Source organism: Alphaproteobacteria bacterium (genome assembly GCA_041396705.1).
Classification (GTDB): Bacteria; Pseudomonadota; Alphaproteobacteria; order CALKHQ01; family CALKHQ01; genus CALKHQ01.
In genome coordinates, this window is record JAWKYB010000002.1 from 164,825 (window position 1) to 185,090 (window position 20,266).

Here is a 20,266-nt window from a genome sequence, read left to right on the forward strand (position 1 = left end):
CGGGACCGGCGGCAACGCGACCTCGCGGTCCGCGGCGGGGCACGCGATCATCCTATGCCTCTCGCTTCGGCACGGTCCATCGCGACGTCGACGCCGAGCCCGCGTCCGGCGCGGCTCAGCGCCGCAGCCAGTCCGGCAGTTCGAAGCGTGCGTCGACATAGGGTTCCGGCGCGACCAGGGCGCGCTGCTGGTCGGCACCGCGCACCTGGTAGAACAGGTGCGGCAGCCCCATCGACGGGTCGTGCTCTGCGTCGGGATAGGGCACGGCAGACTGCCAGTCGCGGTGATAGCGCACGGTGCCGGACACGCTGCGATAGATGGTCGACTTCAGCCGTGCGGCGACCCGGCGGTTGGCCTCGAACGCGCCCGGCGCGCCGGAGCCGCCGGCCATCGCCGCGGCGATCGCGTAGTGATGCATCGAGGTATAGGGCTGGCAGCCGACCTCCGGCGTCGCGTTGGCGCCGAACCGCTCCATGTAGCGGCGGGCGAACTGGCGGCCCAGCTCGTCGCGCGGCAGGCCGATGACCGTGCCGACGATCACCCCCTTGCCCTTGTCGCCGACGATGTCGGTGAAGGTGCGATGCAGCGCGCCGTACTGCAGGTAGAGCAGGCTGGGGATCGGCCGCTCCATGAACTGCAGGTGGAAGTTGGCCAGGTCGCCGGCATAGAAGTGCGTGTTGGCCAGCACCGCCGGATCGAGCGCGCGGATCTCGTCCAGGATCGGCCGCCAGTCGGCCGTCGGCGCCTTCACCACCCGCGGCCCGTAGGTCAGGGTCCAGCCGAACTGCGCCGAGGCCGAGGCCATCGCGTTAGCGATGACGATGCTGTAGGGCTTGGCGCCGGAAATGATGGCGATCCGGCTGTTGCGCGGCTGCCATTGCCCGCTGTCGCGCAGCCACGAGATGAACTTGATGAAGCCCTGGCCGTACCAGTACTCGGCCGGGTCGCCCATGAAGCAGCCGAAATAGCGCTCCGGGTTGCTCATCACCGTGTCGTGGTGCTGCAACAGCGTGTTGTGGTGGATGTAGATGATGCCGGCGTCGGCGATCGGCTCGTATTCCGAGTTCTGCGGGCCGATGTTGTAGCCGTTGATGATGGCGTGGACGCCGTGCTCCTCGATCAGCACGCGGGTGGCGCGCACCACCTCCTCCGCCGACTGGCTGCCGGAATCGACGAACACCGGCCGGATCGGCCGGCCGAGCACGCCGCCGTCGCGGTTGATCTCCTCGACCGCCAGGGTCAGGCCGTTGCGGAACTCGCGCCCGTCCGCGGCCGACGGGCCGCTCAGCGGGACCATGCTGCCGATCGGGATGACGGACTCGCCCGCGCGCCCCATCGCTGCCTCCGCGCCGGCCGCTAGTCCGCCGGCACGCGGTCGGCGCCGGCCTTCGCGAACTCCTGCACCAGCTCGGGCTCGAACAGGATGTTGTGCATCAGCACGCGCAGGCTCGGCGGGCTGACCGGCTTGATCAGCACCGGGAAACCGTCCTCGCGGATCGAGCGGATCAGCTTCGGGTTGGTGTCGGCGGTAACCACGATGGCTGGGCAGTCCGTGCCCATTCGCGCCCGCAGCTGATGCACCACCTGGGTACCCTCGACCCCGCCGCGCAGGCGATAGTCGGTGATGATGAAGTCGGGTGCGGCCTCCAGCTTGTCGAACTGGGCGGCGATGTCGCCGAAGGCGCTGAGGCTGGCAACGACGATGCCCCAGCGTTCCAGCAGCTCGGTCAGCGCGGCGCGCAGGTTCTCGTCGTCCTCCAGCACCAGCGCCGACAGGCCCATGAATTCGCCGCCGATGCGCTCGTTGATCTCCGGCTCGCCGATATCGCTGTGCCAGATGTCGCCGAGCGGCAGGCCGATCGAGAAGATCGCGCCGCGCCCCGGCTCCGACCGCACCGCGATGCGGTGGTCGAGGATGTCGGCCAGCCGCTTGGCGATGTTGAGCCCGAGCCCCAGGCTGTGCTTGTGCCGGCTCTGCTCCGGCGCCACGCGGAAGAACTCGTCGAAGATTGCCTGCTGGTCGGCCGCGGCGATGCCGCAGCCGGAATCGCGCACTTCCAGCCGGATGCCGCGGCCCTCGCGGCGGCAACCGACGACGATGCCGCCGGTCTCGGTATAGCGGATGGCGTTGGCGACGAAGTTGGAGACGATGCGCTCCAGCAGCACGCGGTCACTGACCACGGCGAACTTGGACGGGACCAGCCGGAACGCCAGGCCCTTCTCGCGCGCCTGGTGGGCGAACTGCACGTCCAGCCGCTCCAGCAGCGTCGACAGCTGGAAGGTGGTGATCCGGGGCGACACCTTGCCGGCGTCGAGCTGGCCGATGTTGAGCAGCGCGCCGAGCAGATCGTCCATGATCGACACCGACACGTCCATCGCGTGCAGCAGGTGGGCGCGGTGCTCCTCGTCCTCGGCCGACATGCAGTTGTAGATCAGGATCTTCAGCGAGGCGAGCGGCTGGCGCAGGTCGTGGTTGGCCGCGCGCAGGAAGCGCGACTTGGTGCGGTCCGCCGTCTCGGAATCGCTGCGCGCCTTCTGCAGCGCCCGCTGCTCGCGCCGCACCTCGGTGACGTCGCTGGCCATGGCGACGAAGCCGCCGGAGCTCAGCGGCCAGCGCTCGATCTGGTAGACCGTGCCGTCGCGGAAGGTATAGGCGCTGGTGCGGCGCTCGCGCGCGGCGGCAAGCTCGTCCGTCACCCAGCTCTGCTCGGAGTGCGCCAGCACCAGCAGGCCGGAGCGCGCCAGGTCGGCGAGGAACGCGGCGTGGCCGACCCCGGGGGTTAGGCCGGCGCGGCCCGCCTGGAAGCGGCGGCGGAACGCCTCGTTGCAGAAGGCCAGCGTGTCGTCCGCCTGCCAGATCGCCACGCCGTGGCCGAGCGCGTCGAAGCCGTCGACCAGCGGGCCGATGCTGACCCCCGGCTGTGCGGAAGTGACCTGTAACGGCAAGGCAGTATCAGCTCCCGCCGACCAAGGCGCGGACGTTGTTGACCGCGAAGTGGATCGCCTCCTCGCGGTTCTTCAGGTCCAGCTTCTTCATGGCGTTGCCCAGGTGCACGCGCACCGTCTGCGGGCTGATCGACAGCTTGATCGCGATCTTCGAGACCGGCGTGCCCTCGCCGATCAGCGCCAACACGTCGCGCTCCCGGCTAGTCAAAACATCTAGATCTACGCCGCCGTCGGCGTCGCCGCGGCGGCCGCCGCGCCCCGGTTCCAGCCCCGAACGCTCGATGATATGGCGCGGGAACGAGACCTCGCCGGAGATCACCCGCGTCAGCGAGCGGATGATCTCCTCCGCACTGGCGGTCTTGGGGATATAGCCGATGACGCCGTGGCTGATCGCGTCGAGCACGTATTCCGGGTCGTCGTGAATCGAGATCACGACGATGGGGATCTCGGGAAAGCGCGAGCGCAGGATGCGCAAGCCGTCGAACTCGGCAAATCCCGGCATGATCAGGTCGATCAGCATCAGGCCGATGCCGCGGTCCTGCTCCAGGATCGCCAGCGCCTCGTTGAAGTCGGCCGCCTCGATCGGCTCGAAATTGCGGCTCAGCTGCTTGGTGACCTGCTTCAGCGACTCCCGCACGACCCAATGATCGTCGGCGATCAGGATCTTCATCGACGGTTCTTCAGCCAAGCCGGTCTTGGTATTCACCATGGGGCGCCGCGCTCATTGTCGACAGGTGCTCGATGCATCGGACCTCGCGATCGTCCTGCCGCGGCCCGTGCGTTCGCTCGGAACGCGCCGACTGCGATATCCCGAAACCGACCCTCGGTCAAAACCCCAATTCCGCCCGCAAAGCGGGACGACCGCAGGCCCAGGCGGGCGACGGCGGCGCGCCGGCCGCGTCGATCGACGGGCCGCCGCGACGTCCGTCCATTGAAATTGCCTGTTGAACATAGTGGATTGCACGGATACGATCTAGACGTTTTCGCTAGCCAGTTTGTGGGGTGCACATAAGGCGCATTGCGAGAGGCTCCACAAGCCGGCGCAGCCGTGGGGCTGGAGCCGATGCCGCACACCCGCAAGATGCGGCCGCGGCGCGTCGGCGGGTGGGGTCGAGAAGAAGGGTCGCCACAGCGGACCGGAACCGGTCTGCCGGAACAGGGAGAGGGAAATGAGCGGGAGAAAGCTGAGCCGTCGCGGCGCGATCAAGACCGCGGGCCTGACCGGGGCCGCACTGGCGGCGTCAAACCTGCCGATGCCGTGGGTCCGGCGGGTCAAGGCCGCGGATTCCATCCTGCTCGGCGTGCCGTCGTCGCTGTCCACCCCCTATGGCGTGGCCGACGACACCGACCACCTGAACGGCACCACCCTGGCGATGGAGGAGATCAATGCCGGCGGCGGCATCCTCGGCCGCGAGCTGGAGCTGTTCGTGCCGGACGTCGACAAGCTGTCGCCGGAGAGCTGCCGCCAGGCAATCGCCGCCTGTATCGACGAAAAGGTGCACGCGATCTCCAACGCATTCCTGTTCGCGCCGATCCCGGCGATGGACGAGTCGGCCAAGTACAAGTGCCCCTATCTGCAGGGCAACACCCAGCGCAACGCGACCGAGGCCTACAAGGCCGATCCGGAGCGCTACAGCCACGTGCTGCAGACCGACCCGTCGGAGGTCAACTACGGCTGGACCTATCCGCTGTGGCTGCAGGAGATGGAGAAGGTCCAGGGCTGGACGCCGAAGAACCGCAAGATCCACATCGTCGCCGAGCAGGTCGGCTACAACCAGACCATCCTGAAAGCGGCGCGCGAGTCGATCCCGAACTACGACTTCGAGCTGGCCGAGGTCACCGACATCCAGTACCCGGTCAACGACTGGTCGCCGGTGCTGCAGCGGCTGAAGGAGGTCGACGCCGGCGCGATCATGATCGACCACTGGGTCGCCGCCGAATACGCCGCCTTCTGCAAGCAGTTCATCGCCGATCCCGTCCGCGATTCGCTGGTGTACCTGCAATACGGCCCGTCGCAGCCGGAGTTCCTGGAGCTTGGCGGCCGCGCCACCGAAGGCTTCTGCTGGAGCACGGTGCTGGGCGTCTACGGCGACCAGATCGGCCAGGACTTCCGCGCCAAGTACCTGGAGCGCTTCCCGGAGTACGAGGGCAACATGGGGCTGGTCTACACCGGCAACGGCTACGACATCGTCAAGTACCTGCAGCTGGCCTGGGAGGCGACCGGCGACCCCGACGACTTCGCCGCCAACGTCGCCTGGATCCGCAACAACCCCTATCGCGGGGTGTGCGGCATGATCGACATGAACAACGAGTACCAGGAGGCGCTGCACTATCCCGACAACGGCTTCGGCAACCAGGCGGATTCGCACGAGACCGGCATGAGCCAGCTGTTCGTCCAGGTGCAGGACGGCGAGCACAAGATCATCTGGCCGGACGCGATCGCGGAATCGAAGCTGCGGCCGGCGCCCTGGTGGGGCTGATCGGAGGCTAGGCGACGGCGGGGGGCGGCGTGGTGATCGACGGAGCGACCGCCCCCCTGTTCGCCGCGCGCGCGCTGTCGCTGGACCTCGGCGGGCGCGAGGTGCTGAGCAACGTCAGCCTGGAGGTGCGCGCCGGCGAGGTGCTGGGCATCATCGGGCCGAACGGCGCCGGCAAGACCAGTCTGCTGGAGATCCTGTCCGGCCGCCACGTGCAGAAGGCCGGCGACGTGTTCTTCGACGGCCGCAACATCAACGGCCTGCGCCTGTACCAGCGGGCGCGGATGGGCATCGGCCGCACCTACCAGGCACCGGTGGTCTGCGAGGACCTGACCGTCGGCGAGACCTTCAAGGCCGCGCGCCAGGCCTACAGGCCCTACCTCACCCGGTTCGACGCCGAGTATGCGGCGGCGCTGGTCAACTTCGTCATCGACGAGGACGCACGCAACGCGCAGCTGAAGACCTTCGCGCGGCGCAAGCTGCTGCTGGCCAACATCCTGATGCGCAGCCCGCGGCTGCTGCTGATGGACGAGCCGGCGGCCGGGCTGATCAACTCCGAGATCGACGAGATCGACCAGATCCTGCGCATGCTGTCGAAGGAGATGAATATCGCGGTGATCATCGTCGAGCACCGCATGGAACTGCTCGAGACCATCGCCGACCGGGTGATGGTGATGGATGCCGGCGAGGTGATCGCCGCCGGCCTGATGGCCGACATCATCGACAGCCCGGCGGTGCGCGCCGCCTATTTCGAGGCCGTCGCGTGACCGGCGGAGCCGCGCGCGCGGCATGAGCGAGATCCTCAACATCAACGGCCTGTCCGCCGGCTACGGCCCGCTGCGGGTGATCCACGACCTCGACCTGGTCATCAACACCGGCGAGCGCGTCGGCCTAGTCGGCCTCAACGGCCACGGCAAGACCACGCTGTTCTACGCCATCGCCGGGCTGACCGGCTGGCAGCGCGGCTCGATCCTGTTCAACGGCAAGCAGATCGGCCGCATCCGCAGCCAGGGTCCCGGCCGCTACACCCATCACATCGTCCGCCTCGGCCTCGCCCTGATCCCGCAGGGCGACGAGATCTTCAACGGCCTGACGGTCGAGGAGCATCTGGACAGCGGCGCCTTCACCCGCGAGGCATGGCGCCAGCGGGCCCGGCGCAAGGAGCAGGTGCTGGAGCTGTTCGAGCCGCTGCGCAAGCTGATGAAGACGCCGGTCGGGCGCCTGTCCGGCGGCGAGCGGCGCATGGTCTCGATCGGCCGCGGCCTGATGACCGACGCCAGGCTCTACCTCGCCGACGAGCCCTCGCTGGGCCTGGCGCCGAAGATCGGGATCGGGGTGATGAACGCGCTGCTCAAGATCGACCTCAGCCAGTCGGCGATGCTGATCGCCGAACAGAACGTGGCGCTGCTGGAGGGCAAGGTCGACCGCATCATCGGCATGCATGCCGGCAAGCTGAAGGGCGAGGCCTCGGCCGCCCTGTCGATGCGCAGGCACTGACAAGGGACCCGGCGGGCGCGATGGACCTGGAATTCGTCATCAGCAACGCGATCATCGTCGCCTGCATCTACGGCCTGATCGCCATCGCGGTGTCGATCACCTGGTCCAGCCTGGGGCTGATCAACCTGGGCTACGGCTTCGTGTTCTCGTTCGCCGGCTACGGCGCCTGGATGGTCTCGCAGCTGAGCTGGGCACCGCCGGCGCTGGTGGCGGTGGCCGGCCTGGCGGTCGGCGCGCTGGGCGGCATCATCATCTGCCTGCTGGTGTTCATCCCGCTGCACGACAAGCCGAACTTCACCATACGCGGCATGACCGCGACGCTGGCGATCAGCCTGATCGGCTCGCAAGGCCTGTTGTGGTACTTCGGCCCGCGATCGAAATCGCTGCCGGAGATCTTCGGCTACTGGAGCCTCGACCTCGGCGGCATCGTGCTGACCTCGGACAAGATCGGCATCGTCGTCTGCTCGGTGCTGATGCTGACGATCACCACGGTGTGGATGCGCACCAGCCGGCGCGGGCTCGAGATCCGCGCGATGATGATGAACCCGCACGCCGCCTCGATCGTCGGCATCGGCATCCGCAGCACCGGCTTCTATGTGATGGCGCTGACCGGGGCGATGGCCGGGCTGGCCTCGGTGCTGCTGTCGCAGACCTACTACATCGCGCCGTTCAGCGGGCTGACGCCGCTGATCAAGGGCGTCAGCATCGCGCTGTGCGGCGGCCTGGGCAGCGTGCAGGGCGCGGTGATCGCCGCCGTCATCCTGGGTTTCGTCGAGGCGATCACCTCGCGCTTCCTGGGCGGCCAGTACGTGCTGATCACCCAGTTCCTGACCATCATCCTGATCCTGATCATCCGGCCCCGGGGCATCGCCGGGCTGCTCGACAAGGCGCGCGAACAATGAACCCGGACACGCCAGAGGCCCCGCAACACGAGCCCTATCTGTGGCGCAACCCGCTTGCGGTGTGGGGGGCCAAGGGCGGCAACCACGAGGTGGCGTCGATCCACGCCCCCGACCCGCGCACGGTGTGGGACGAGAACACCGCCTACAAGGTGCGGCTGCACAAGGTCGGCCGGCTGAAGCACTACATCATCTGGCCGAACCACGGCGCCCACACCTGGAAGCGGCTGCGCTGGTGGCCGACCCGGCGCACGCTGCTGCACATCCGCGGCCTCTACAACCGCAAGACGCTGAAGGCCGAGAAGAAGATCCTCGACCGCCGGCCGATCTACTGGGTGATCTGCCTCGCCCTGCTGGCGGTCGCGCCGTTCTTCTTTCCCGAGGGCATGGAAAACACGCTGCTGACCGCGGGTGCCATCTTCGGCATCTTCGCCGCGATCAACGTGTGCTGGACCCTGATCCTGGGCACCGCCAGCATCTTCTCGCTGGCCTCCTATGCGGTGGTCGGCGTCGCCGCCTTCATCACGTCGTGGCTGTCGATAAGCTATGGCCTGCCCTGGTTCTACCTGCCCGCCATCGGCATGGCGGTCGGGCTGGTGTTCGGCGCGCTGATCGCGCTGCCGGCGATGCGGCTGGACGGATTCTACTATGCCCTGCTCACGCTGGGCCTGAACGAGCTGTGCCGGGTGTATTTCACCACATCGCCGGAGTTCGGCTCCGCCTCCGGCGGGCTCTACGGCGCCGACACCTATATCGACCCCGACTGGCCGCCGGAGGCGCAGTCGCTGGCCTCCTACTACGCGGCGTTCGCGCTGATGATCGCGTCGCTGTTCCTGTTCCGCTTCATCAACGGCAAGCGGCTGGGCCGCATCCTGAAAATGGCGCCGGAGAAGCGCGAGGCCTTCGCCGCTGCGACCGGTGTCGACTACAAGCGCGCGCGCATCACCATCTTCCTGATCACCTCGGTCGCGCTCGGCTTCATCGGCGGCGTCTATACCGCCCACTATCGCGGCGTCGCCTTCTCCATCTTCGGCTTCGACACCGTTCTGCTGGGGCTGGCCATGCTGACCATCGGCGGCATCGGCAAGGCCGAGGGCGCGGTCGCCGGCACGCTGATCGTCGTCATCCTGGACAAGGTGCTGATCGACTGGGGTCCCATCCGGCACATCCTGATCGGGCTGATGATGCTGGGGGTGGTGCTGTTCCTCAACAACGGCCTCTACGGCATGAAGCGTCAGTTCTATGCCTGGCGCGACAAGAAGAAGGGCGAATGGCGCTCGACCCGCACCGAAAAGGGCGGCGAGGCGCTGCCCGAGGAAGCCACCGAGATCGACGACAAGGACGCGCTCTATCACCGCCGCTTCGACAAGATGCAGCGCGACTATCTGAAGCGCCTCGTCTGCGACGCGGTGATCGCCGAGCACAAGGCCAAGCCGCTGGGCCAGCACAGCGAGGCGCTGGAGCGCCTGTTGCTGTATTTCCGCCGCGCGCCGCAGGAGGACAAGTACGCCCTGCACCGCGCCGGCCCGCACGGGCCCTACAAGATCGTCGCCTTCTCCGGCGTGCGCGGCACCTCGCCGCGCGTGGTCGAGGACAAGGAATACGCGACGGTGGACGAGGCCTATCACGCGGTGTTCATGCGCCGCGTCCACGACCTGCTGGAAAGCTGAGCGGGCGCATGACGGGCGGGACCGACGGACCGATGGCTGAACCGGAAGACAACGCCGAACCGGCCGAGGACAGGGACCTCGTCTATCGCGCCTTCCACGATTCGATGCAGCGCCGGTTCCTGCGCACGCTGGTCTGCGACGCGGTGATCGAGGAGCACCGGCGCGCGCCGCTGGGCCAGCACAGCGAGCCGCTGGAGCGCCTGCTCAACCATTTCCGCTGCATGCCGATGGCCGGCAAATACGCGGTCCGGCACGACCGGGACGCCGGCACCTATTCGATCGTCGCCCTCTCCGGCACGCGCGGCGTCGCGCCAACGCCGGTCGGCGACACCCGCTACCGCTCCGTCGAGGAGGCCTATCACGGCATCTTCCTGCGGCGCATCGACGAGCTGATGGGACGCTAGAGTTGGCTGAACAGAAGATATTCGGCTACGCCGACAAGATCTCGGTCAGGCCGGGCGAGACGATCGCCTTCCATGTCAATGCCGACGGCGCCGACAGCGCCCAGGCCCAGCTGGTGCGGCTGATCCACGGCGACGAGCATCCGGACGGGCCGGGCTTCGTCGAGCGCGAGGTCGACAGCCCGGCCAACGGCACCTGGGCGGTCGCCAAGCAGTTCACCCAGATGGGCTCGTACCTGCGGGTGGCCGATCCGGCGGGCCGGCTCGCCATCGACGGCGCACTGACCGTGTTCGCCTTCATCCAGCCGACCATGCCGAAGAAGGGCCAGCGCCAGTGCATCGCCGGCCGCTGGGACACCCGTGCCAACGAAGGCTACTGCATCGGCATCGACGGCCGCGGCCATCTGGAATTCTGGGTCGGCGACGGCAAGGAGATCGACTACGTCACCGCCGAGCTGCCGCTGGTGAAGAAGGTCTGGTACTTCGTCGCCGCCAGCTTCGACCCGCGCTCCGGCACCGCGACGCTGTACCAGGAGGGCGTGCCGAACCGCTACAACTCGCTGCTCGGCAAGGTGGTGCCCTACGACTACCGCTCGCACGTGCAGACCGCGTTCCGGTTCCGCCACAGGAACCCGCCGGACCTCGACTTCATGGTCTCCGGCGGCCGCGATCACCACGAACTGCGCGGCGCCTTCGTCAGCGACCTCTACTACGGCAAGGTCGACCGGCCCGGCCTGTGCAACCGCGTGCTGACCCGGGCCGAGCTGGACGCGATTTGCGGCGGCGGCACGCCGCCGGCCGATGCCGTCGCCGCCTATTGGGACACCGCCGCCGGCTATTCCGACAACGGCATCGGCCACCGGGTGCAGGACGTCGGGCCGCACGGGCTGCACGCCCAGGGCTTCAACCACCCGGTCAGGGGCATGACCGGCTGGAACTGGAACGGCAAGGACGACTGCTTCCGGCTGGCGCCCGACCAGTATGGCGGCATCGAGTTCCACCCGGAATCGGTCACCGACTGCAACTGGGACGTCACCCGGACGATGGAGGTGCCGCGCGACCTGAAAAGCGGCGTCTATGCCATGCGGCTGCGCATCGGCCCGGGCCGCGGGCTGAGCGAGGAGTACATCGTCTTTTTCGTCCGCCCGACCCGGCCGACGGCCAAGCTGTGCTTCCTGGCGCCGACCGCGAGCTACCTCGCCTACGCCAACGAGCGGCTCAGCTTCGATGCGCAGATCATCCAGCCGATGACCGGCCAGCCGCCGGTGATCACCGACATCGACATCGAGACCTACGAGCACCGCGAGTTCGGGCTGTCCACCTACGACAGCTTCGAGGACGGCGCCGGTGTCTGCTTCACCTCCTACAAGCGGCCGGTGATCAACATGCGGCCGAAATACCGCATCTCCAGCATGAACATCACCTGGCAGTTCCCGGCCGACCTGTCGATCATCGCCTGGCTGGACAACCAGGGTTACGAGGTCGACATCGTTACCGACGAGGACCTGCACCGCGAGGGGCTCGACGCGATCCGGCCCTATGCCTGCGTGATGACCGGCACCCATCCGGAATATGTCTCCGAGCGGATGCTGGACGCGCAGGAGGACTATGTCGCCGGCGGCGGTCGCCTGATCTACATGGGCGGCAACGGCTACTACTGGTGCGTCGGCTTCGACCCCGAGGAACCGGCGTGCATGGAGGTGCGCAAGCTCGATTCCGGCATGCGCGCCTGGGCGGCCAAGGCCGGCGAGCACTATCTGCAGACCACCGGCGAGAAGAGCGGTCTGTGGCGCAACCGCGGCCGCGCCCCGCAGAAGCTGACCGGTGTCGGCTTCATCGGCGAGGGCTTCGAGACATCGGCGCCCTACCGGCGGATGCCCGACAGCTTTCACCGCACAGTGTCGTGGATCACCGCCGGCATCGAGGGCGAGATCATCGGCAACGAGGGCCTGGCCTATGGCGGCGCCGCCGGGGTCGAGCTCGACCGCTACGACCTGTCGCTCGGCACGCCGCCGCACACCAAGATCATCGCCAGCTCCGGCGGCCACAGCGACAACTACGTGCTGGTCACCGAGGAACTGCTCTATGCCTATGCCGGCCTGGTCGGCTCGATGGACTACCGCATCCGCGGCGACATCACCTATTTCACCGCGCCCAACGACGGCGCCGTGTTCTGCACCGGCTCGATCGCCTTCGGCCAGGCCCTGCCCGCCGGCAACTTCGACAACACCGCGTCGCGGCTGCTGAAGAACGTGGTCGACGCCTTCCTCAAGCCGGGCAGCCTGCCCGGCGGCATGTGGACGCTGGAGGAGAAGCAGTGGCGCTGAGCGGCCGGCTCAGGCCGGCAGCGGCTTGAACAGCACGTCCTGGGCGCCCTGCCACAGTACGATACGGCCCAGTTCCGCCATCTGCTCGCGCCCCTCGACCACGGTGAGGAAGTGGTTGCCGGCCAGCTGGCCCATCTTGCTGGCGAAGCTGCAGGCGCCATAGGCCCAGATGATCTCCGTCTCGCTGAACCCGCCGGGATAGAGCAGGATGTCGCCGCGCGACGGGTGGCTGGTGTGGTTCTCGAAAGCCAGCCCGGTGTCGAAGTCGCCCAGCGGCACCCACACCGCCTCGCCGCTCCAGCGCACGTGGATCAGCTTGTTGGCGAACGGCATCAGCGCGCGGAACCGCTCGCAGGTCTGCGGCGCATCCTTCTGCTCCATCCGCGCGACGAAGCGGAACGGTCCGGCGGTGATCTCGATCAGGTCCATGGCAGAGGCCTCGCGGTTCAGGCGGCTGGCGCCGGCAGGTCGAAACGGTAGAAGCGGCAGGCATTGTCGCAGAACAGCGCACGTTGCTCGTCGGCGCTGCAGCCGGAAACCGCGGCCTTCAGATCGTCCAGCGCCTGCGCCGAGCCGATGGTGACGTCGTGCGCCGGATAGTCGGTGGCGAAGCAGCAGCGCGACACGCCGAACGCCGCGATCACCGTCGCCACGTCCGCCGCCACCGACGCCCGGCTCCAGGCCGGATCGAAACAGTGCAGCGCCGAGATCTTGATCACGACATTGGGCAGGGCGGCCATCCGCGCCAGGCCGTCGCGCCACAGCGCCATGCCCTCGGCGCGGCGATCCGCCGGGCTCGCCGCGTGCTCGACGATCACCCGGAGATCGGGCAGCCGCGCCGCCATCGCCGCGGCGGCGGCCAGCTGGCGCGGCTGCAGCAGCAGGTCGAACGACAGCCCGCGCGCGGCCAGCGCCGCCAGGCCGCGCGCGAAGCCGGGGTCCTGCAGCAGGTCGGCCCGGCGGGCATGCGGCGGCGCGACGATGTCGCGCACGCCGCGCAGGTTCGGCACCGCCGCGATCAGCGTATCGAGGCCGTCGGCCGCATCGGGCGCATCGAGCGGGCAATGGGCGACGATGGCGTTGCAGCACGCCGGGTCGGCGTCGGCCCAGGCCTGGGCCTGGCGCGCCTCGGCCACCGGGTCGCGCGCAACCGCCTCGATCCAGACCGATCCGGCCACGCGATGCCGCGCCAACTCGGCCTTGTGGTCGGCCGGCAGCACGTCGCGTGCGATCGCCGCTAGCGCCGGCGCCGCCAGCCAGGGATAGTCATGCGGCGCGTAGCGCCACAGGTGGTGGTGCGCATCGACGAACGGCCCGTCGTAGACTCCCGCCATCGGCTCAGGCCCAGCCGTCGACCGGCACCGGCCGCGCCTCGGCCAGCGACCGCTCCGCCGCCTGCACCAGCGCGATCGAGCGCCGCGCATCGGCCAGCCCGACCAGCGGCCGGCTGCCGTCGCGCACGCAGGCCAGGAAATGGTCGACCTCGTCGCGCAGCGCGCCGACGACCCGGCCGTGCAGCACCGGCTGGTGCCGGGTGTCGTCGGCGCGAAAGCCGTGGCCGGTGTCGTACAGGGTCAGTTGCTGGTTGCGCAGGCTGACGTCGTTGGCGATGACGCCGCGGTCGCCGACCACTTCCAGCAGGTTGTCGCCCGACGGCGCCCAGCCCTGCGGCGCGGCGAACCGCTCGTAGGCCGGCGGCAGCGTCCAGGCGCTGTCGACCCGCCCGACCGCGCCATCTGCGAAGCGGACAGTCACGCTGACGCAGTCGTCCATGCCGCAGGCGGCGTGGATCGCGCCGCGGCCGGCGACCGCATAGACCTCGGTCGGCGTCGCCGGATGGACCCAGGCGATCAGGTCGAAGTCGTGCACGGCGAGCAGGCGCAGGGTCGTCGAGCGCCCGGCGAAGCGCGGCGCCTGCGCCGGCCCGAACCGCCGCCGCGCCGCGACCGAGACCACCCGGCCGCACACGCCCTGCGCCACCGCGTCGCGCAGATGGGCATAGCCGGTCTCGAACCGCTCGACATGGGCGGCCATCACCGTGATGCCGTGCGCGGCGGCGGCCCGCTCGATCGCGGCGATCCCGTCGAGGTCGGCGGCGACCGGCTTCTCGATCAGCACCCCGCAGCCATGCTGCGCCGCCAGCGCGGCCAGAGCGACGTGGCTGTCCTCGGTCGTCGCCACGATCAGGGCGTCGAGCGGCGTCTCTGCCAGCATGTGACCGGCATCGACGAAGGCGCGCGTGCCCAGGGATTCGGCGAGCGACCGCGCCTTGTCGCCGTCGGTGTCGCACACCGCGGCCAGCGTGCCGGCCGCGTGCTCCGCCACGATCCGGGCGTGCCAGGTGCCGATCGCGCCGCAACCGATGACCGCCACCCGCATCGGTCAGCGCCAGGGCTTGTGGTCGGGCTGCAGGATCGCCCGCGTCGTCGTCTCGACATTGCGCGGCGCCGGCGGCGGCATCCGCTGCACCACCTGCCGGCCCCAGCCGGGCTCGGCCACCGGCCGGCCGTCGCGGGCGACCACCTTGCCGCGCACCATGGTCAGCACCGGCAGGCCGACCACCTCCATGCCCTCATAGGGGCTGGTCTTGCCGCGCGAATGCAGCCGGTCGGCGCCCAGCCGGTCGCGCCGGCCGACGTCGACCACGACCAGGTCGGCGTCGGCGCCGGGACGCAGCACGCCCTTGCGGCCGTACAGCCCGAACGCCCGCGCCGGGTTGGCGCTGGACAGGCGGACATAGTGCTCCAGCGACAGCCGGCCGGCGTTGACCGCGGTCAGCATCAGCGGCATCTGCGATTCCACGCCGGGGAAGCCGCAGGCGACGTCCCAGATCCGGTTGCCGTACTTTTCGACCGGCAGGTGCGGCGCATGGTCGGTGGCGATCATGTCGACGGTGCCGTCCAGCAGCGCCTGCCACAGCGGCTCCTGGTTCGCCTTCTGGCGGATCGGCGGGTTCATCCGCAGCACCTCGCCGCCGGGACGCAGCATCATCTCGGCGTCGAGATAGAGATACTGCGGCAGCGTCTCCACCGTCACGTCGACGCCGCGGCTCTTGTGGAAACGGATATAGGGCAGGCTGTTGGCGCAGCTCTCGTGCGCGATGTGGATGCGCGCACCGGTCCAGTCGGCCAGCACGCAGGCCCGGTTCAGCGCCTCCAGCGCCACCACGTCGGCGCGCGCCGACAGATGCGCCAGCGGGTCGATGCGGCCGGCCCGCTGCATCTTCTGCTGGCGCCAGAACAGGATCGGCGAGTTCTCGGCATGGATGGTGGTGCGCTTGCCCAGCGCCGCCAGGATCTCCAGGCCCTCCAGCACCGCGCCGTCGCTGGGGCACGGCAGGTCGCCGGTGGTGTTGCCCAGGAACAGCTTGAAGCCGATCGCCCCGGCCGCCGCCATCGCCTCCAGCCGGTCGAGGTTGTGCTCGCCGAGCAGGCCGTAGAGGCCGAAGTCGACGATGGACTTCGCTTCCGCCAGGCTGCGCTTGTGCGCCAGGCTCTCCGGGCTGTCGGTCGGCGGGATCGTGTTCGGCATCTCGAACACGGTGGTGACGCCGCCGACCGCGGCCGCGCGGCTGCCGGACTCCCAGGTCTCCTTCTCCTCCATGCCAGGCTCGCGGAAATGGACATGGACGTCGATCGCGCCGGGCAGCACGTAGCGGCCGCCCGCATCCACGGTCTCGAGCGCTGCCGGCAGCGTGCCGGGCTCGCCGATGGCGACGACGCGGCCATCCTCGATGGCGATGTCCGCGGCGACGGTGCCGGTCTCGTTCACGACCATGCCGCCGGCCACCAGGGTATCGACGCTGGCGGTCATGAGCGGGTGCTCCCTGCGTTTGCGCCGACTGCAGTCCCCACGTCGTCGTGGTCGGGCTTTTCCCGACCAGCCACGCCTCTGCGCCGTCCGTGCCCTGAAGGCGTGGATGGTCGGGACAAGCCCGACCATGACGTGGAGAGGGATACGGAGGAGCAAAGAAGGGGCAGCGAGAAGCGCGGCATCAGATCACCCAGCCGCCGTCGACCGCCAGGTCCTGGCCGGTGATCTGGCGGGCCTTGTCGGAGGCGAGAAACACCACGGCGTGCGCGACGTCCGCGGCCGCGGAGACGCGGCGCAGGGCGTAGTCCTCGGCATGCCGTGCCCTGGCCGCGTCGACGCCGATGCCGAGCCTTGCCGCCATGTCGGCGCAGACCTTCTCGAACCGCGGGCCCTCCACCATGCCGGGGCAGACGCTGTTGACGTTGACGTTGCAGGGCCCTGCCTCCAGCGCGAAGCTCTTGGTCAGGCCGCGCAGGCCCCATTTCGAGGCGCTGTAGGACAGCCGACCCGCCCGGCCGCGCAGCCCGAAGGTGCCGCCGATGTTGACGATCTTGCCGTAGCGCCGGGCCATCATGCCCGGCAGCACCGCACGCATGGTCAGGAAGCAGCCCTTCATGTTGAGGTCGATGATCCGGTCCCACTCCTCCGGCGTGGTCTCGACGCCTGACTTGCCGATCGGGCCGGTGCCGCCGGCGACGTTGACCAGGATGTCGATCGGGCCCAGCGCGGCCTCGGCGGCCGCAACGGCGGCGTCGACCTGGACGGGATCGGTGACATCGCAGCGGTGGACCGAGGCGCGGCAGCCGAGCGCTCGCACCTGTCCGGCCACCGGTTCGATGGCGCCGACGTCGCGACCGGCCAAGGCGAGGTCGGCGCCAGCGTGGGCCAGCGCCAGGGTGATGGCGGCGCCCATGCCCTTGGCCGGGCCGGTGACCAGCGCGATCCGGCCGGCAAGGTCGTCGCTGGACTTGAAGGCGGGAGGTGGCGTGTCGGTCATCCGTCCCCGCTACACGATCGTGCCGCCGTCGACCAGCAGATCCTGGCCGGTGATGTTGCGCGCGGCGTCGCAGAGCAGGAACAGCACGGCGTTGGCGACGTCGTCGTCGGTGCTCATCCGGCCGAGCGCGCAGGTCGCGCTGAAGCGGGCATGGATCTGGTCGTAGGTCAGCCCCTCCCGCGCGGCCTGCTCGCCGAGCTGGCGGGTCAGCCGCGGCCCGTCGACCCCGCCGGGCGAGACCATGTTGACCCGCACGCCGGCCCCGCCGGCCTCCAGCGCCGCCGACCTGGTGATGCCGCGCAGCGCCCATTTGGTGGCGCCGTACAGCGAGGACGCGCGGGCCCCCTTGAAGCCGAAGGTGCCGCCGATGTTGACGACGCTGCCGCCGCCGCGTGCGATCAGCCGCGGCAGGATGTGCTTCATCGTCAGCACGCTGCCGAGCACGTTGACGTCGAAGACGTCGCGGTAGTCGGCGACGGTGTGCTCCCACAGCATCGCGCCCGACGGACCGGTGGTGCCGGCCACGTTGACCAGGCCCCACAGCCGCGCGCCATAGGCGGCCTCCGCCGCAGCCATCGCGGCCGCCACGGCCCGCTCGTCGGTGATGTCGGTCGCGGCGAAGACGGCCTGCCGGCCCAGCGCACGTGCCTCCTCCGCCACCGCCTCGATCGGCGCGATGTCGCGGCCGAGCAGAGCCAGGTCGCCGCCGGCCCGGGCGATGGCCAGGGTTATCGCACGGCCCATGCCCTTGGCCGGGCCGGTCACCGCCACCGCGCGGCCGGCGAGACTCAGCGGGTCCACGACAGCACCCGCCGCTCGGCGCCCGCGGTCAGCATGAAGATGGCGAAGGCCATGACCATGCTGACCACCACGGCGGCCCACAGCAGGGCGAGGTCGCGATAGGACGCCGCCTCCAGGATCATGGTGCCCAGCCCCGGTGCGCCGCTCAGCCACTCGGCCAGCATGGCCGACAGGATCCCGCTGGCCGAGGCGGCACGCAACCCGGTGAAGATGAACGGCAGCGCATAGGGAAAGCGCACCTTGACGAAGGTCTGCAGCGGGCTGGCGCCGCAGACGTGCATCAGCTCCAACGCGTTGCGGCGCGCGGCGCGGAAGCCCTTCATCGCATTCACCATGATCGGGAAGAAAGCGACGATCACCACGACGACGATCGCGGTACCGAGCCCGCGGCCGAAAACCAGGATCAGGATCGGCGCGATGGCGAGTACAGGCGCCGTCCGCAGGCCGATCACCAGCGGCAGCACCGCGCGTGTCGCGGTGTCGGAGGCGACGAACAGCGCCGCCAGCGCCAGCGCGACGGCGGTGGCGACCGCCAGGCCGATCGCAGCGCTGCGCAGCGTATAGGCCAGCGCGTCGCCGATCGCGGCCTGGTTCTCCTTGAAGGCCGCCCAGGCCGCCGCCGGCGTCGGCATGATGAAGTGGGGAATCTCGAAGCCGACCACGACCAGGTGCCACACCGCCCCGATCGCGGCGACCGTCAGTGCCGCAAAACCCAGGGCCCGTGCCCAGCCGAACAGCCGCGCCTGCCCCTCGGCCGCCGGCGAGGGCAGCGCCGCGGACGGGTCGGCCGGCACCGCGCTCACGCCGGCCCCGCGGCGCCGATGCGCCCGCCGGTGTCCCATGTCACCACCAGCCGCTCGACCAACGCGACCAGGCCGTAGCCGATCATCGCCAGCGCACAGACCGCGACGATGGTCAGCCAGACCAGGGGTACGTCGAACGAGAACAGCGCATAGACCATCATGATGCCGAGCCCCTGCTCGGCATTGACCCATTCGGCGATCAGCGCGCCGAGCACCGCCAGCGGCGCCGCGATCTTCATCGCGGCGAACAGGTAGGGCAGCGCCGACGGCAGCGCCAGCATGCGCAGCCGCTGCCAGCGGCTGGCCGACAGCACGTGGAACAGCTCGCTGCGATTCCGGTCGACGGCGGAAAGGCCCTGCACTGCGCCGACCAACAGCGGAAACAGCGAGGCGATCGCGGCGATGACGATGCGCGAGCCGACACCGTTGCCGAGCCAGACCATCAGGATCGGCGTCAACGCGATCAGCGGGATCGAATCCACCACCACGCCGAAGGTCAGCACCGGCTTGCGCGCCCGGCGCCAGCTCGTCGCCAGCCCGGCCAGCAGCAGCGCCAGCGCCAGCGCGATGCCATAGCCGGCGAGCGCCGACAGCACGGTCGGCGTCATGTGGAAGAACAGGTCGTCGGCGCTGGCGTCGAACGCGCCGGCGATCTCGCTCGGCGACGGCACGGTCACCGGCAGCCAGTCCAGCCGCTTCGCCGCCTCCATCGCACCGGCGACCAGCGCCAGGATCGCAAGGGGCAGGCCCACGCCGATGGCGAGGCTGCGTCCGTTGCGCGCTACGAAGCCGACCCGCGGCCGGGCGACCGCGGCGTCAGCCGGCACGGCGCACGCCCTCGGCCACCGCCGGCGACGGCTGCTCACGCGCGAACTCGTCGCCGAACAGCGCCTCGCGCACGCGGTTCTGCAGCGCGTCGAAGGCCGGTTCGCGCATCAGCGACAGCCGCCGCGGCCGCGGCAGGTCGATGGCGACGCTGCCGGCAAGCCGGCCCGGGTCGGCCGCCAGCACGTGCACGCGGTCGGCCATGAACACCGCCTCGGCGATGGTGTGGGTGACCAGCACCGCGGTGGTGCCGGTCTGCTGCCAGATGCGCAGCAGCTCCAGGTTCATGCGCTGGCGGGTGATCTCGTCCAGCGCACCGAACGGCTCGTCGAGCAGCAGCACCTTGGGGTTGAGCGCCAGCGCACGCGCGATCGAGACCCGCTGCTGCATGCCGCCGGAGAGCTGCGCCGGCCGCGCCCGCTCGAAGCCGGCCAGGCCGACCAGCTCGATCAGCGCCTCCGGCTCCGGCATGCCGGGGCTGCGGCCGCCGACGATCTCCTGCGGCAGCCGCACATTCTCCAGCACACTGCGCCAGGGCAGCAGGGTGGCATCCTGGAACACGAAGCCGATCTCGTGGCGCCGACGCGCCTCGACCGGCGGCCGGCCGCCGATGGTGATGGCGCCATCGTCCGGCTGCAACACGTCGGCGATCAGCCGCAGCATGGTCGACTTGCCGCAGCCGGACGGGCCGATCAACGCCGTGAAGCCGCCCTCCTCCAGCGTCAGCGAAACCGCGGACAGCGCCGTCATCTCGCGGCGGTCGATCCTGAACCGCTTCGTCACCGCGCGCAGGACGATGGTCGACACCGC

At 69.7% G+C, this 20,266-nt stretch carries 19 protein-coding genes; 7 read left to right on the forward strand and 12 right to left on the reverse strand.

What is annotated here, in order from left to right:
- Window positions 1–115: 115 nt before the first annotated feature.
- Genes R3F55_00785 through R3F55_00795 form a run of 3 tightly spaced genes read right to left on the reverse strand, consistent with a single transcriptional unit; the run spans window position 116 to window position 3,655 of the window.
- Window positions 116–1,336: an ABC transporter substrate-binding protein gene (locus tag R3F55_00785; GenBank protein MEZ5665978.1), complete on the reverse strand. Its 1,221-nt coding sequence runs from the start codon at window positions 1,334–1,336 to the stop codon at window positions 116–118.
- A 20-nt stretch (window positions 1,337–1,356) separates the two neighbouring features.
- A complete protein-coding gene (locus R3F55_00790; GenBank protein MEZ5665979.1) occupies window positions 1,357–2,946 on the reverse strand; it encodes an ATP-binding protein in 1,590 nt (529 codons plus the stop codon).
- A gap of 7 nt (window positions 2,947–2,953) precedes the next feature.
- Window positions 2,954–3,655, reverse strand: coding sequence for a response regulator transcription factor (locus R3F55_00795; GenBank protein MEZ5665980.1), 702 nt, complete (start codon window positions 3,653–3,655; stop codon window positions 2,954–2,956).
- Between the two features lie 460 nt (window positions 3,656–4,115).
- Here R3F55_00795 and R3F55_00800 point away from each other — a divergent pair, with 460 nt between their 5' ends.
- From R3F55_00800 to R3F55_00830, 7 genes are read left to right on the forward strand one after another with little or no spacing between them, the layout of a single operon-like run.
- A complete protein-coding gene (locus tag R3F55_00800; GenBank protein MEZ5665981.1) occupies window positions 4,116–5,426 on the forward strand; it encodes an ABC transporter substrate-binding protein in 1,311 nt (436 codons plus the stop codon).
- Between the two features lie 29 nt (window positions 5,427–5,455).
- Window positions 5,456–6,190: an ATP-binding cassette domain-containing protein gene (locus R3F55_00805; protein ID MEZ5665982.1), complete on the forward strand. Its 735-nt coding sequence runs from the start codon at window positions 5,456–5,458 to the stop codon at window positions 6,188–6,190.
- Window positions 6,191–6,212: 22 nt separating this feature from the next.
- Window positions 6,213–6,920 (forward strand): ATP-binding cassette domain-containing protein, encoded by a 708-nt coding sequence (locus R3F55_00810; protein ID MEZ5665983.1) that lies wholly within the window; start codon window positions 6,213–6,215, stop codon window positions 6,918–6,920.
- A 20-nt stretch (window positions 6,921–6,940) separates the two neighbouring features.
- Window positions 6,941–7,822: a branched-chain amino acid ABC transporter permease gene (locus tag R3F55_00815; protein ID MEZ5665984.1), complete on the forward strand. Its 882-nt coding sequence runs from the start codon at window positions 6,941–6,943 to the stop codon at window positions 7,820–7,822.
- Entirely contained in the window at window positions 7,819–9,489 is a 1,671-nt protein-coding gene (locus tag R3F55_00820; GenBank protein MEZ5665985.1) for a branched-chain amino acid ABC transporter permease, read from the forward strand. Before R3F55_00815 ends, R3F55_00820 begins: the two co-directional genes overlap by 4 nt.
- A 32-nt stretch (window positions 9,490–9,521) precedes the next feature.
- On the forward strand, window positions 9,522–9,893 hold the full coding sequence (locus tag R3F55_00825; GenBank protein ID MEZ5665986.1) for a hypothetical protein: 372 nt from the start codon (window positions 9,522–9,524) through the stop codon (window positions 9,891–9,893).
- Between the two features lie 2 nt (window positions 9,894–9,895).
- Entirely contained in the window at window positions 9,896–12,217 is a 2,322-nt protein-coding gene (locus tag R3F55_00830; GenBank protein MEZ5665987.1) for a DUF6605 domain-containing protein, read from the forward strand.
- A 9-nt stretch (window positions 12,218–12,226) separates the two neighbouring features.
- Here R3F55_00830 and R3F55_00835 read toward each other — a convergent pair whose 3' ends face one another.
- The 9 genes from R3F55_00835 to R3F55_00875 form a co-directional block, all read right to left on the reverse strand.
- Window positions 12,227–12,646 (reverse strand): DUF3830 family protein, encoded by a 420-nt coding sequence (locus tag R3F55_00835; protein ID MEZ5665988.1) that lies wholly within the window; start codon window positions 12,644–12,646, stop codon window positions 12,227–12,229.
- Window positions 12,647–12,663: 17 nt separating this feature from the next.
- Window positions 12,664–13,551: an amidohydrolase family protein gene (locus R3F55_00840; GenBank protein MEZ5665989.1), complete on the reverse strand. Its 888-nt coding sequence runs from the start codon at window positions 13,549–13,551 to the stop codon at window positions 12,664–12,666.
- Between the two features lie 4 nt (window positions 13,552–13,555).
- Window positions 13,556–14,596 carry a Gfo/Idh/MocA family oxidoreductase gene (locus tag R3F55_00845; protein ID MEZ5665990.1) on the reverse strand — a complete coding sequence of 347 codons (1,041 nt, stop codon included), beginning with the start codon at window positions 14,594–14,596 and terminating at the stop codon, window positions 13,556–13,558.
- Between the two features lie 3 nt (window positions 14,597–14,599).
- A complete protein-coding gene (locus R3F55_00850; GenBank protein ID MEZ5665991.1) occupies window positions 14,600–16,030 on the reverse strand; it encodes a dihydroorotase family protein in 1,431 nt (476 codons plus the stop codon).
- A 181-nt stretch (window positions 16,031–16,211) separates the two neighbouring features.
- On the reverse strand, window positions 16,212–17,027 hold the full coding sequence (locus R3F55_00855; protein ID MEZ5665992.1) for an SDR family NAD(P)-dependent oxidoreductase: 816 nt from the start codon (window positions 17,025–17,027) through the stop codon (window positions 16,212–16,214).
- A 9-nt stretch (window positions 17,028–17,036) separates the two neighbouring features.
- Complete coding sequence (locus R3F55_00860) at window positions 17,037–17,828, reverse strand: SDR family oxidoreductase (GenBank protein ID MEZ5665993.1); 792 nt, start codon at window positions 17,826–17,828, stop codon at window positions 17,037–17,039.
- Window positions 17,816–18,631 (reverse strand): ABC transporter permease subunit, encoded by an 816-nt coding sequence (locus R3F55_00865; GenBank protein MEZ5665994.1) that lies wholly within the window; start codon window positions 18,629–18,631, stop codon window positions 17,816–17,818. The genes R3F55_00860 and R3F55_00865 overlap by 13 nt, the downstream gene beginning before the upstream one ends.
- Window positions 18,628–19,458: an ABC transporter permease subunit gene (locus tag R3F55_00870; protein MEZ5665995.1), complete on the reverse strand. Its 831-nt coding sequence runs from the start codon at window positions 19,456–19,458 to the stop codon at window positions 18,628–18,630. Before R3F55_00870 ends, R3F55_00865 begins: the two co-directional genes overlap by 4 nt.
- The gene (locus R3F55_00875; GenBank protein ID MEZ5665996.1) at window positions 19,448–20,263 is read right to left on the reverse strand and encodes an ABC transporter ATP-binding protein; all 816 of its coding nucleotides are present in this window, start codon (window positions 20,261–20,263) and stop codon (window positions 19,448–19,450) included. Before R3F55_00875 ends, R3F55_00870 begins: the two co-directional genes overlap by 11 nt.
- Window positions 20,264–20,266: the final 3 nt, after the last annotated feature.

Coding starts and splice junctions, on each gene's coding strand:
- R3F55_00855 (MEZ5665992.1), bottom strand. CDS start 17,027: ATGACCGACACGCCACCTCCCGCCTTCAAGTCCAGCGACGACCTTGCC.
- R3F55_00800 (MEZ5665981.1), top strand. CDS start 4,116: ATGAGCGGGAGAAAGCTGAGCCGTCGCGGCGCGATCAAGACCGCGGGC.
- R3F55_00810 (MEZ5665983.1), top strand. CDS start 6,213: ATGAGCGAGATCCTCAACATCAACGGCCTGTCCGCCGGCTACGGCCCG.
- R3F55_00815 (MEZ5665984.1), top strand. CDS start 6,941: ATGGACCTGGAATTCGTCATCAGCAACGCGATCATCGTCGCCTGCATC.
- R3F55_00795 (MEZ5665980.1), bottom strand. CDS start 3,655: ATGGTGAATACCAAGACCGGCTTGGCTGAAGAACCGTCGATGAAGATC.
- R3F55_00835 (MEZ5665988.1), bottom strand. CDS start 12,646: ATGGACCTGATCGAGATCACCGCCGGACCGTTCCGCTTCGTCGCGCGG.
- R3F55_00850 (MEZ5665991.1), bottom strand. CDS start 16,030: ATGACCGCCAGCGTCGATACCCTGGTGGCCGGCGGCATGGTCGTGAAC.
- R3F55_00840 (MEZ5665989.1), bottom strand. CDS start 13,551: ATGGCGGGAGTCTACGACGGGCCGTTCGTCGATGCGCACCACCACCTG.
- R3F55_00785 (MEZ5665978.1), bottom strand. CDS start 1,336: ATGGGGCGCGCGGGCGAGTCCGTCATCCCGATCGGCAGCATGGTCCCG.
- R3F55_00820 (MEZ5665985.1), top strand. CDS start 7,819: ATGAACCCGGACACGCCAGAGGCCCCGCAACACGAGCCCTATCTGTGG.
- R3F55_00825 (MEZ5665986.1), top strand. CDS start 9,522: ATGGCTGAACCGGAAGACAACGCCGAACCGGCCGAGGACAGGGACCTC.
- R3F55_00845 (MEZ5665990.1), bottom strand. CDS start 14,596: ATGCGGGTGGCGGTCATCGGTTGCGGCGCGATCGGCACCTGGCACGCC.